The sequence below is a fragment of the Exiguobacterium sp. s83 genome, from assembly GCF_018617095.1.
In the GTDB taxonomy this organism is placed as follows: domain Bacteria; phylum Bacillota; class Bacilli; order Exiguobacteriales; family Exiguobacteriaceae; genus Exiguobacterium; species Exiguobacterium profundum.
In genome coordinates, this window is the sequence record NZ_JACSJP010000001.1 from 1,219,863 (window position 1) to 1,232,545 (window position 12,683).

Annotated in this window: 12 protein-coding genes and 1 other annotated feature; of the genes, 4 read left to right on the forward strand and 8 right to left on the reverse strand. The window is 46.3% G+C overall.

Annotation, left to right across the window (positions count from 1 at the left end; all coding sequences use genetic code 11):
- Positions 1-151 precede the first annotated feature (151 nt).
- Positions 152-589 (forward strand): universal stress protein, encoded by a 438-nt coding sequence (locus KNO73_RS06320; RefSeq protein ID WP_215112227.1) that lies wholly within the window; start codon positions 152-154, stop codon positions 587-589.
- A gap of 53 nt (positions 590-642) precedes the next feature.
- On the opposite strand, the gene KNO73_RS15065 is transcribed toward KNO73_RS06320, so the two are convergent.
- The 4 genes from KNO73_RS15065 to tpx form a co-directional block, all read right to left on the reverse strand.
- Positions 643-1,245 carry a 3D domain-containing protein gene (locus KNO73_RS15065; RefSeq protein WP_031423131.1) on the reverse strand — a complete coding sequence of 201 codons (603 nt, stop codon included), beginning with the start codon at positions 1,243-1,245 and terminating at the stop codon, positions 643-645.
- A gap of 405 nt (positions 1,246-1,650) precedes the next feature.
- Positions 1,651-2,862, reverse strand: coding sequence for an acetate kinase (locus tag KNO73_RS06330; RefSeq protein ID WP_215112228.1), 1,212 nt, complete (start codon positions 2,860-2,862; stop codon positions 1,651-1,653).
- 119 nt (positions 2,863-2,981) lie between these two features.
- Positions 2,982-3,875: a class I SAM-dependent methyltransferase gene (locus KNO73_RS06335; RefSeq protein WP_214687022.1), complete on the reverse strand. Its 894-nt coding sequence runs from the start codon at positions 3,873-3,875 to the stop codon at positions 2,982-2,984.
- A 96-nt stretch (positions 3,876-3,971) separates the two neighbouring features.
- Positions 3,972-4,460 (reverse strand): thiol peroxidase, encoded by a 489-nt coding sequence (gene tpx / locus KNO73_RS06340; RefSeq protein ID WP_074036494.1) that lies wholly within the window; start codon positions 4,458-4,460, stop codon positions 3,972-3,974.
- 149 nt (positions 4,461-4,609) lie between these two features.
- On the opposite strand from tpx, the gene KNO73_RS06345 reads away from it, so the two are divergent.
- Positions 4,610-5,428 (forward strand): NAD kinase, encoded by an 819-nt coding sequence (locus KNO73_RS06345; RefSeq protein ID WP_078147942.1) that lies wholly within the window; start codon positions 4,610-4,612, stop codon positions 5,426-5,428.
- 49 nt (positions 5,429-5,477) lie between these two features.
- Here KNO73_RS06345 and KNO73_RS06350 read toward each other — a convergent pair whose 3' ends face one another.
- The gene (locus KNO73_RS06350; RefSeq protein WP_214683960.1) at positions 5,478-7,049 is read right to left on the reverse strand and encodes an amidohydrolase; all 1,572 of its coding nucleotides are present in this window, start codon (positions 7,047-7,049) and stop codon (positions 5,478-5,480) included.
- Positions 7,050-7,123: 74 nt separating this feature from the next.
- Positions 7,124-8,854: a septation ring formation regulator EzrA gene (gene ezrA / locus KNO73_RS06355; protein ID WP_031423123.1), complete on the reverse strand. Its 1,731-nt coding sequence runs from the start codon at positions 8,852-8,854 to the stop codon at positions 7,124-7,126.
- A 237-nt stretch (positions 8,855-9,091) separates the two neighbouring features.
- Between ezrA and KNO73_RS06360 the strand changes: the two genes are divergently transcribed.
- Entirely contained in the window at positions 9,092-9,574 is a 483-nt protein-coding gene (locus KNO73_RS06360; RefSeq protein WP_078147200.1) for a GAF domain-containing protein, read from the forward strand.
- Positions 9,575-9,797: 223 nt separating this feature from the next.
- Positions 9,798-10,397 (forward strand): 30S ribosomal protein S4, encoded by a 600-nt coding sequence (rpsD, locus tag KNO73_RS06365; RefSeq protein WP_031423120.1) that lies wholly within the window; start codon positions 9,798-9,800, stop codon positions 10,395-10,397.
- Positions 10,398-10,432: 35 nt separating this feature from the next.
- On the opposite strand, the gene KNO73_RS06370 is transcribed toward rpsD, so the two are convergent.
- Positions 10,433-11,059, reverse strand: a complete 627-nt coding sequence (locus KNO73_RS06370) for a GTP pyrophosphokinase (protein ID WP_214683959.1) — start codon at positions 11,057-11,059, stop codon at positions 10,433-10,435.
- Positions 11,060-11,156: 97 nt separating this feature from the next.
- A complete protein-coding gene (gene tyrS, locus KNO73_RS06375; RefSeq protein ID WP_214687025.1) occupies positions 11,157-12,404 on the reverse strand; it encodes a tyrosine--tRNA ligase in 1,248 nt (415 codons plus the stop codon).
- A gap of 47 nt (positions 12,405-12,451) precedes the next feature.
- Positions 12,452-12,649 (reverse strand) — a binding site (T-box leader).
- Between the last annotated feature and the right edge of the window lie 34 nt (positions 12,650-12,683).

The window sequence follows — 12,683 nt, forward strand, 5'->3', positions numbered from 1 at the left end:
CTTTCACACGAATTCCAAACTTGGACATGTCGTGAACACCGCCATGAAAAAATTCACTCATTTTCATGGCGAAAAAGCGTGAAAACCGAAAGAAGTGGTATACTATATATGTAAGCCGAACGTATATTTCGAGCGAAAGGTTGGGATTTACATGGCAATTGTATACAAACACATTTTATCTGCCGTTGACGGCTCTAAAGAGGCGGAACGTGCATTCGAAACAGCAATCGATGTCGCGATTCGTAACGAAGGGAAACTGTACGTCAGTCATGTGATTGATACGCGGACGTTTGCGACTGTAGAAGCGTACGATCGGACAATCACAGAGCGCGCCGAGACATATGCGAAAGAATTGCTTGAAGACTATGTCAATCGCGCGAAAGAGCGTGGCGTAAAAGAAGTCGAGACGGTGATCGAATACGGCTCACCGAAAGTGACGATTGCGAAAAAGATTGCGCCTAATCATGATATTGATCTTATTATTTGTGGCGCGACAGGTTTAAACGCTGTAGAACGTTTCTTTATCGGAAGCGTCTCTGAAAGCATCGTCCGTTATGCGAAATGTGACGTCCTCATCGTTCGTCAATAATCATCCATGCATAAGAAAGGGTCTTGCGCAATCGCAAGACCCTTTCTTATGCATTACAACACCTTGACCGTAACCGTTTTGCGACCGAATTGAATCGCCGCACTATGTGAATACATTAAGATGTCGATTTTATTTCCTTTGATGGCGCCGCCTGTATCAGCTGCCGTGTAGGTACCTAACAACTTGCTGCCTACGTATACTTGTACTTTTGTTCCGAGCGGAATGACGCGCGGGTCTACCGCGATGACATTGCGCTTTTGAGTACGAACGTTCCAACCAAGTGCTGTCTTACCTGAACATCCCTTGCAATACGGTGTATATGCCGATGCTTTCATCGTATATGTCTTAACGCTTGCTGGTTTGAGCGGTTTTGGAGCACTTACCGTACGTAAGTTCTTTGTAGGGACCCATCCGGCCTTCCCTTTATAGTTCACGCGAATCCAAGCACCTCGAGAACCTGTACGTTGAAGACGATCACTCGCTGTCATCTTCCCAATCACTCGTGCATTTGATTTCCCTTCTGCATAAACCATCTTCGAACCTGACTTTGTCGCAACATAAACTTTTTTAGTAGCTGCTTCCACTGGTGAAGTCGGTAGAGCAAATGCAAATACTGCGATGGCGAGAAGTAAGAGCGTCATGATTTTTTTCAACATACGTTTTTTCGTCCTCTCTTCGTCAATTTGTCTTCGATTCCGTGTCATCCTTTATCTAGGCGATTTGTCACTTCCAATGAATATTTCGTCCAGATAACTATATGACGAAACATCAGTCAGTGCCGTTACACTTCCTGTTCATTTGAGTGACACGAACATTACAAATCGATGTCAAAAGTAACGATTTATCGTGTTAGATTAGACATTTGAATCGAACGAGAGATATTTTTATAAATTTACATCCAATATATGGTTTATTCATGACGTAAACATTGCAAAACGATGTAAAACAAGCTCCGAATATTACAAAGAGGAAAACAATTGTCCTACTGTCCCTTCTTCACATTAGTCAAAAAGGCTTATAAAAAACCCACGTTACACGAAGTAACATGGGTTCGTTTCGTATTATGCGTGTGCTTCGACAAGTTTTGCAACGCGTACCGTGTCGCGCGCGATGACCAATTCTTCGTTCGTCGGGATGATGATGACTTTAACTGGTGAGTGCGGATAGTTGATAAACAACTCTTTTCCGCGAGCACCGTTGTTAAGTGAAGGATCCCAGTAGACACCCATGAATTCAAGACCGCGAAGGATGCGTTCACGGATGACGTCCGAGTTCTCTCCGACACCTGCAGTGAAGATGATGGCGTCGACACCATTCATTTCAGCCGCATATTGACCGATGTAACCGTGAATACGGTTCGAGAAGATTTTCAATGAAACTTCTGCACGATGGTTGCCTTCTGCAGCCGCTTGCTCGATGTCACGCAAGTCACTTGAGATACCAGAAAGTCCGTACACGCCAGACTCTTTGTTCATGACGTTCAAGACCTCTTCAGCAGACTTCCCTGTTTTTTGCATCAAGAACGGGATGAGGGCCGGGTCCAAAGAACCTGAGCGCGTTCCCATCGTGATTCCTTCGAGTGGTGTGAAGCCCATCGTTGTATCGATTGAGCGACCACCTGCTACTGCAGCGATCGATGCACCGCTACCGAGGTGACATGAAATCAAACGCAAGTCTTCTAGCGGACGACCGAGAAGTTCTGCCGCACGCTGTGTGACATACTTGTGGCTCGTTCCGTGGAAACCGTATTTACGTACACCATGTTCTGTATAGTATTCATAAGGAAGACTGTACAAGAAATTCTCTTCAGGCATTGACTGGTGGAACGCTGTATCGAATACCGCTACTTGTGGGACATTCGGCAAAATTGCCTGGAATGCGCGAATACCTGTCAAGTTTGGTGGGATGTGAAGTGGGCCGAGCTCGGTGAACGACTCGATGTTCTTCATGACTTCATCGTCAATGACGACCGAATCCGCATACAACTCTTTTCCGTGTAACACACGGTGACCTACGCCAGAAATCTCATCGAATGATTGGATGATATCCAATTCGATCAATTTCTCCAACGTCAATTCAACCGCTTCTTTGTGCGTGTGAAGTGGTGTGACCACGTTGAACTTCTGTCCTTCACCGTACTTGATTGTAAAAATCGCATCTTCTTTCCCTACACGCTCTATAAGTCCGACTGCGAGCAACTCTTCCGTTGGCATCTCGAGTAACTGGAACTTGAGCGATGAACTACCCGCATTGACTGCCATAATTTTCGTCATGTCATACACCTCTTACCTTTCGTTTTAAACGCATATCTTTATCTGTTCAATTTAAAACTGATAACTGTATCATAATGAAGATAATTGATTTTGCATACCTTTTTCAAGTATTTTGTCCATTAATTTTGAGTTGTTTTGAACCAATCATCAATCTGTTTCACAACATTCGCTACCGCTCTGACATCAGTGAATGACGGAAGTTCCACAAATAGCGCTTGTTTTGGCCGTGTGACGCCTTCTCCTACTTTTTGAAGGAGCAATAAGCTTTTCGCGTAACGTTCGTCTTTAAACATCGTCGTCGGAAGTTGAATGACCCCTTTCACAACAGCCTCACGGTCCATCCATTGTTTTAATTTCCCTTCGTCATCCTGTTCAAACAAATTGTTCGGGATGACAAATAATCCATGCCCACCTGGTTTCGTATGGCGAATCGCCTGTTCCATCAAGAGGAAATGCGAATAGGCATGTCCTTGTTCTCGTTTCATGTCGTATCCGGCTGCCACTTCATCATTTGGATAATAGCCGATCGGCAAGTCAGCAACGGAAAGGTCGCTCGGTTCAACAAACAGAGGAGCAAGGGCGTCTTGATGGAAGTAGGATACTGGTTCTCCTAACAAGTTACTAATGGAATAGGAAAGACGAAGCAACAGTTCATCCACTTCGACCGCTTGCGCTGTCGCATCTTTTAACTGAGAGAGAACGGCGTGCGTCAACGTACCTGTCCCACTACCTAAATCTAGAATCGTCGCGTTTTCCTTAAGTAGCTTCGAAGCTAGATAACCCATAAATAGGCTGACCGCATCCGGTGTCGGTTGATTGTTCGGGGGGAGTTGTGTCGTTTCTTCCAAGACGAGTAAACTCACTGCTTTACGGACATCGTCCATCTTCTCTTTTTCAATGTCAACATGGTCAAATACTTGGACGAGTGCCTCGATCGGTAATACATCCAGATCGTTGACCAGTTTCTTCGCTTCCTTCTTCCAATCACGATAGAGTTGTTCAAAACGTTCCATTTTCGTTCATCCTTTCCATACAAAACCGGCCCCCATGAGAGGACCGGTCGGTTCACGTACTAGTGTAAGCTATTTTAATCAATTTCGCCAAACGAATCAATTCGCTTGTTCGAACGCCTCAAGTGCCGCCGCGAAATCAACTTCATCTGTCATTTCATCCATATATTGTACATATTGGACGACGCCATTCGAATCGACGACGAATACAGAACGCGCAAGGAGACGCATTTCTTCAATTAAAACACCATATGCTTTTGCGAACGAAAGATCGCGGTGGTCCGAGAGGGTGACTACGTTATCTAAACCAGATGCAGAACACCAACGGCGCTGTGCGAACGGCAAATCGTTCGATACAGTCAAGACTGTACCACCGAGTGATGAGGCCTTTTCGTTGAACTCACGCGTTTGTGCATCACATACGCCTGTATCGATTGAAGGAATGACACTGATTAGTTTTTTCCCCGGATAGGTTGCTAACGTCACTTCTTCTAAAGCAGTCGTCAAGACGCGGAAATCAGGAGCTTGATCTCCTACCTTCACTGGATTTCCTTGTAATGTTACGTTGTTCCCTTTAAATGTTGGCATGTACTCATCCCCTTTGTTGTAGTTACTCGTTCATCATATCGATGAACTTGAGCCTTTGACAAACTTCCTGCTTTTGACTCTGTTTCAGTTTTCCCTATATCGGTAGGAAGAAACACGTTATAATAAAGAGGACACCATTGACAAAGGGGATGACTCAGATGAGAAACAACGTCTATTTGTACCATCGTAACGTCAACGAATTCACAAAAGAAGTGAAGAAACTGAGAGAAATCGGGGAAAAACACGGGTTCAACATCGTAAATCAACCGGAGGACGCGAACATCATCGCTGCAGTCGGCGGGGACGGGGCATTTTTACAGGCGGTTCGCTACACAGGCTTTCGTCAAGACGCCATCTACGTTGGCTTCGGTCGTGGATTGAACGAGTTTTATTGTGATTTCGACATACATAAACTCGATGAAGTCGACCGCCTCTTCTCGGACAACTCGATGCGAATCGAAGAAGGTCTCGAAGTCCGGAAGTATCCACTTCTTTCAGCATCGATCAACGAATCGACACCGCTCCTCTGTTTAAATGAGGCTTCGATTAAATCAAGTATTATCAAATCACTCGCCATCGAGGTCTATATCGACGATCTACATTTCGAAACATTCCGTGGGGACGGAATGGTTGTATCGACGCCGACGGGATCGACTGCTTATAACAAATCTCTCAGCGGTGCGGTCGTCGACCCACTCATCCCATGTATGCAAGTGAGTGAGATCGCTTCGGTCAACAACAATCGCTATCGCACACTCGGCTCATCCTTTATCGTTCATGATTCGCGTAAGTTGTCACTCCGCATCGTCGAAGACGGCAACGACTACCCGATTATTGGGATGGATAACGAGGCGCTGAGCTTGAAGTACACAGACCGAATCGATATCGAACTCTCGGACAAGGTCATCAAGACTGTCAAGCTTCGGACCAACTCGTTCTGGCATAAAGTGCAACGTTCATTCTTCTGATAAAGAAAAGGAGTGGTTCCATCCCTTTCGGGTGAAACCACTCCTCTTTTTATATCGTGGCTGTTTCTGCCTCGTACACCGGCTTCCCTTCGACAACAGTCATGACAAGACGGTTGTGCAGGATGTCTTCCCCACTCAATTTAAAGAAATCTTCGTCCCATACTGTGAAGTTGGCATTGTAACTTTGAACCAATAGCCCGTTTCTTCCGTGCGTCCCTGTAGCAACATGAGGCGAATACGTGAAGCTGCGAAGAGCTTCATACATCGATAGACGTTCACTCGGATTTAGCGTGCTCGACCCGTGAAACGATTGTCGCATCACCGCTCCAAACAATCCCTTTCGAACGTCAACAGATGAAATCGGCGCGTCACTTCCTCCTAACACCAATGCCCCTGTATCGAGTAAAGACTTGAATCGATAGACATCATGCACACGCTCATTGCCCAACCGCTCGAACAGCATGTCCATGTCATCCGATAAAAATACCGGCTGTGCATCAATCAAAACAGGCAATGATTTGATTCGGTTGATCAATGAGTCATTCAATAATGAGGCATGGATAATTCGATCTCGTGTCCCTTTTCTGGCAGGGTACTTCTCAAGCAGGCCGACAAATTGCTCGACCGCCGCATCACCGATCACATGCGCTGCCACATTCATACCGTATGTTCGTGCTTTTTTCACGAGTGCCTCGAGATGATCTGGTCGATGTACTTCAATTCCTCGTTGACTCCGATCATCCGCATACGGTGCAGATAACAGAGCGGTGCGTCCACCGAACGAACCGTCGACAAAGAGTTTCATCGCACCGAAGTCAAACCGCTTCCGACGCGTCATCGCATCTTGCTGGATGACACGATCCACCACCTGTTCGTGGACGAGAAGGTGTGCTTGAAACGGAAGTTCGTCCAGTACATCTTCGTACGCTTGAATCGTTTCGAGCGGATCTCCATGATAGAACAAGTCTTCCGTATGGGCACCAACGATTCCATGTGCGAATAATGAATCGATTGCCCGGCGAAGAGAAGCCGCATTTTTCTTACGGTTCCCACTCAATTCTTTATATAAGAGATCTAGTGCAGCATCATATAGGACGCCATTCAATTTACCTTCTTCACCTCGCCCAAGTTTTCCACCTTCGATCACCGTATGGTGGATCAGTCCAAGTCGTTCAAGTCCTTTCGAGTTCACGACGGCTACGTGACGACAGACACGCTTCAACACGACAGGACGGTCGTCAATCACTTCATCAATCATCTCGCGTGTCGGCATGTCACCGAGCAGACGATCATCAAACCCTTCTGCGACGATCCAATCGTCGTCCGACCCTCGTTGCTTCATCGTTTCAAGTAATTCTCGAAGATCCGTCGCTTCACTCGCATCGACACGGTCGAGCGCTTCGCCGTATCCGACAAGGTGAATGTGTGAATCGGTAAAGGCCGGATACACACTCTTCCCTTCCAAATTCACAATCTCTTCGATGCGACCGGCATATGTACGTCGGAGATGTCCCTCGTCCCCCATCTTCAAGACGCGTCCATGCTCAATAAACATGGCACGTTCCATCTCACCCGGTTTATTCAATGTGTAGATATTCCCGTTGACCCATAGTGTACCCATCTGACGATTCCTCCTTGATTGAAAAAAGATTGACGTCTACGTTTTTCCCGTTTCCGTCAATCTTCATGCATCGTTTATTTTTTTAGCAATTCCTGCTGTTCTAACCCTTTATCCACACGTTGACGAATTTCATTGGCTCCGTTCTCATCGAATCGACCGAGCACCCGCTCACCGATTTCGACCGCAGTGCCATACTCTCCATGCAAGAACTTGTTTTCCGCAAGCGTCAAGGCGATATGGACCTCGTTGTCACGGCGACGGAAGCGGTTTGCATATTGGAGCAACTGTTCCGCATACGTCACTTGACGAATCAGTGCATGGACACGGTCACGGAAGTTATCCATCATCTCTTCGACATCATGGCTAAGCCCGACGATATACGTCATGTTGAACGGTGCCTTGTCAAACTGTTCGTCTAACGACTGGACACCTTTTTGGAGCTGACGTAAGTCGTTTGACAAATCATTCGGAACAACCGGCATCGCACTTTTCGCTAACAGGCGACGATGCCCAGACAATTCTTTTTTCCACGTTTCTAACTTGTGACGGACCTCAAGCTCTTCTTTACGTAATGAATTCGTATCCTCAATGAAACGCTCATGCATGGCACTGAATTGGTCAAGTGACCGTTTCGCTTCCTGCACTTTGGATTTGATCATACTAAACGGTAACATTTGCGCGACGAGAGCTTGTTCAATATCAAGTACATTCGCCGTGAGAGTCGTTCGTTCACGTTCTAATTGTTCGAATTCTTCTCCGACGCGTGCATTGATTTCATAGTTGCTTACAAGTCGAGACATTTCCGTCTGTAAGTGATTCATGATTTCGGCAGATTGCAATTCGCGCTCTTGTATCGTCGCAAATTCTTTTTTCACGTATTGGCGGGCATCGACCTCTGTTCGGAATGCTTCGAATAATTGATCGATATCCGAGCTCAACTGTTGCATGTCCTCTTCAAAATGATCAAATTCCAAGCGTTCGATTCGAGCCATCAACTCTTCTCGACGATCTTCCGCTTGATCGATTTCTTCCATTAATCCTAGTGGTTCAAGCGCATACCCGTCCATTTGCATTTCTTTATGTCCAGCGCGGAGTTGTTGAAGTTGTTGTTTCAGTTCCACTTGAACCGTACGTACAAATTGCGGAATGATCCGAATCAGTTCACGGATGTGTCCTACTTGATTCGATAAGGCTTGTCCGGTTTCAAATGCTTCAGAAACTTGACCGACCTGCTTTAAGTTAATCATCTCACTGCGTTTCGCCTCGGCAGCGGCAATCTCTTGTTCCACCAATGCATAGGTTGGTCCGAACGCATGGTTTTGTGAATTTAATGTCTTGCGGAACTGATACAACTCTTTCTCATCCTGCTTCACAATGTCCATAAGCGAGGTGTGATGCGTCGTAAATTCATCCATCTCATCGAGCATGGCGTGTACCATCGTCTCGAGCTCTTCAATGAGTTGTTCAGTTGCATTCAAGTCAGCTTTGACTTTCATGAAACGATATTTATCCAAGTCTTCCTCAGCCCGGTATAACGCTTCATCGATTTGACCTGCATGTACACTGACTAACTCATCCCAAGATTGATGCCAACGATCAAACTTTTCTTTCGTTTCCCCTTCCATCGGCCACTGTTTGAATTTCTGGAGTTCGACGGGTATGCTCGCACTGAGCACACTTTGTTTCCTCATATCCAAGTCGTCAATTTTTTGGTAAAAATTCCTTCGAATGAGCATACTCCCCAACATGCCGCCTAATACGACGACGATGATTCCAATGATTAATCCATAAATTCCGTAATCCATCTTTGTCACAACCTCCAAGCCGCTTTCGTGGACTTATGTACCTTTATATAAAAAAAGAAGTATTTTATAAGAATAGATATACCTAATCATATTATAGAACCAACGATTTGCATAGGTTTTCCAATGGTTTCAGTGGAGATTGTTCATTTTTTCGGAACTTTCTAAGAAGACAAATCTGAAATTTGCGTGTACCATAATGCTAAATTCTAAAAACATGAAAGATGGAGGGGAATTCATATGTTCCAAACGACATCGTACTCAGGTGATTTGACAGCCGGTTACGACCTGTTAAACAAGCAACTCGCCGCATTATTAGAAGGCGAAACGAATACAGTGGCCAACCTCGCCAACGCCAGCGCATTACTCAACCAATTTTTAGATCGGATCAACTGGGTCGGATTCTATGTGACTGATTCTGAAGACAGTCTCATTCTAGGACCATTCCAGGGACTCCCGGCTTGCGTTCACATCACGTTCGGTAAAGGGGTTTGCGGAACTGCGGCAGCTACACAAGAAACACAGCTCGTGGCCGATGTTCATCAATTCCCTGGTCATATCGCATGTGATGCAGCTTCGAACTCTGAAATCGTCGTCCCTCTCGTACGTGACGGGAAAACGATTGGCGTGCTCGATATCGATAGCCCGGAGTTCGACCGTTTCTCAGAAATCGACCGTCAAGGACTCGAACGTTTTTGCGAAACACTTCTTCGCTATATTTGATTGACAAGAGATGGTATTCATCGTATACTCATCTTTGTGCATGAAATGACGATAGCAGTCACAGACAAACGTATCCACCTTTCGGGCCTCGACTTTTGTCGGAGGGGCATCTCGTAGCTTCGCTATCAAGTGAAGGTGCTTGCACCTAGAAAGGGGCGTTACTCGTCTTTGACACCGTTGTTCTTTTGTGCAAAATACATGAACAACAAGGAGGAGTCCAATCATGGCTCGTTACACAGGTCCAGCTTGGAAACTCTCGCGTCGCTTAGGCATCTCGCTTAGCGAAACGGGTAAAGAATTAGCAAAACGTCCTTACGCACCAGGTCAACACGGAAATGGTCGTAAGAAAATCTCAGAATACGGTCTTCAGCTTCAAGCGAAGCAAGCACTTCGTCACATGTACGGAGTGAACGAGAAGCAATTCCGCCGCATCTTCAACGATGCTGGTAAAATGCCAGGCATCCACGGTGAGAACTTCATGTTCTTGCTCGAATCACGCCTTGACAACCTCGTTTACCGTTTCGGCCTCGCTCGCACACGTCGTGGAGCACGCCAACTCGTCAACCACGGTCACATCACTGTTGATGGATCACGCGTTGACATCGCGTCTTACCGCGTAAAACCAGGTCAAGTCATCGCAGTTCGTGAAAAGTCGAAAAACGTAAAAGCAATCGCTGAAGCACTTGAAGTAGCACCAGCTACAAAAGACTTCGTATCGTTTGACGCTGAGAAACTCGAAGGTACATTCGTACGTCTCCCAGAACGCGCTGAACTCAACGACCAAATCAAAGAGCAACTCATCGTCGAGTACTACTCACGTTAATGCTTTTTATCCCCTTCTTCACGAAGGGGATTTTTTTATTTCTTCAAAATCTCTTGTCGAATGCGTCCCATTTGCGTATCGAGGGCATCCGCCATGAGTGACGCTTCAATCAGCTCTTCTTTCGATGAATCTGGTACTTCATGCTGATATTTATATTGAAGCTTATGTTCCGTCGCCGCCCAAAAATCCATAGCAAGTGTCCGAATCTGAATCTCGGCCGGCACCCAGATGATTCGTTCGGCCAAATAGACTTTCGTTTTCACGATGAGATGTAAGCTCCGATACCCGCTCGGTTTTGGGTATTTAATGTAATCTTTTATTTCGATGATATCTAAATCATCTCGCGCCTCTAGATGACGCAAAATCTCATATATGTCATCACGGAAGCTCGTGACAATCCGAATGCCCGCCACATCGTGCACATGCTCCCAAAGTGCCGAAACCTCTAAAGGTAAGTCTTTCCGTTTCATCTTGCGCACGATAGACGGCAATGTTTTCATTCTCGTCTTCACATGTTCAATCGGTGAATACCCGAGTCTCGTCTGCCAATCCAAGTCAATGATCCCGAGATCGCTCTCGAGTTCCGTGATCGCCATTTCATAATAACGAAAGTGTTCGCGCCATTGATGGAACTGGTCGCCGAAAAATTCTTCTATCTCCATCGTCATCCCTCCTTTCTCCTCATTTTAGCAAATCCGAACCGCACGTCATGTATAAAAAAAAGTCCATTCCTCAACAAATGAGGAACGGACAGGATGTTCATACGTGACGAATCACAAAGTATTTCTTCTTACCGCGGCGAATGATGGTGAATTCACCGAGCGTGTCTTCGCGAGTGACGACTTTATCAATTGCTTGTTCGCGTTCGCCGTTCAAGTAAATCGCGCCGTTCGTCACGTCTTCACGTGCCTGACGTTTCGATGGTGAGATGTTCGCCTCGACGAGGAGGTCTACAAGGTTGCGTTCACCGTCAAGTTCGAATTGCGGCATGCCTTTAAACGCATCTTCCATATCTTCCGGTTGAAGCGACGTCAAATCTCCGCTAAAGAACGCTTTCGTGATGCGCTCCGCTTGTTCAAGTCCTGCTTCACCGTGGACAAGCTTTGTCATCTCTTCTGCGAGTCGGCGCTGTGCCACGCGCTTTTCAGGCGCTTCTGTCACTTCGGCTGCAAGTGCCTCAATCTCTTCATGCGACATGAACGTGAAGTATTTGATGAACTTGATGACATCTGCATCGTCGACGTTGATCCAGAACTGGTAGAACTCATATGGCGACGTCTTATCCGCATCTAACCAAACTGCACCGCCCGCTGTCTTCCCGAACTTTTGTCCGTCCGACTTTGTGACGAGTGGCACGGTGAGACCGAACGCTTTTTCAGAGTGACCAAAGCGACGAATCAATTCAAGACCTGCCGTGATGTTCCCCCATTGATCACTTCCACCGACTTGAAGACGACATTTCTCTGTCTCGTATAGTTTCAAGAAGTCGTAAGATTGGAGCAACATGTAAGAGAACTCTGTATACGAGATCCCGTTCTCCATACGTGAATCGACAGAGTCTTTCGCAAGCATGTAACTGATTGGGAAGTGCTTCCCAATGTCGCGCAGGAAGTCGATGATTGACATCTCTTCCGTCCATTCGTAGTTGTTGCGAATCGTGATCGGGTTCTCCCCTTCAAGTGGAAGGAATCGGCTCAACTGATCCTTGATGCGATCGGAGAAGAGCTTGACCGTATCCAACGTGTTTAGTGAACGTTCATCCGAACGACCAGACGGGTCACCAATCATCCCTGTCGCCCCACCGACGAGCGCGATGACCTGATGGCCGGCCTGCTGGAAACGTTTTAGCGTCAAGATCGGGAGCAAGTGCCCGATGTGAAGCGAGTCCGCTGTCGGATCAAATCCCGTGTATAACGTCGTCGGTTGCTTGAGTTGTTCTTTTAATCCTTCTTCATCTGTCATTTGGTTGACAAGTCCTCGAAACTCTAAATCGTTTAATAGTTCCATTTGTTCCACTCCTTCGATTGACATAAAAAAACGTCCCTTCTCATATGAGAAGGGACGGAGATTCCGCGGTACCACCCTACTTGTCGCAATTTGCGACCGCTTGAGCGAGAGATAACGGTCTCGAACCGGCCCGAAGGCACGCTCTAAAAGTGTAATTCATCGATTGACATTGGCTAGTTCACAGCAACCACTAGCTTTCTGGACAAGAGGCCCGTCGACTACTTCGCTTTCTTCACAGCGTCATTATCTTGTTGACTATGCTATTCATTTTATAAGCAT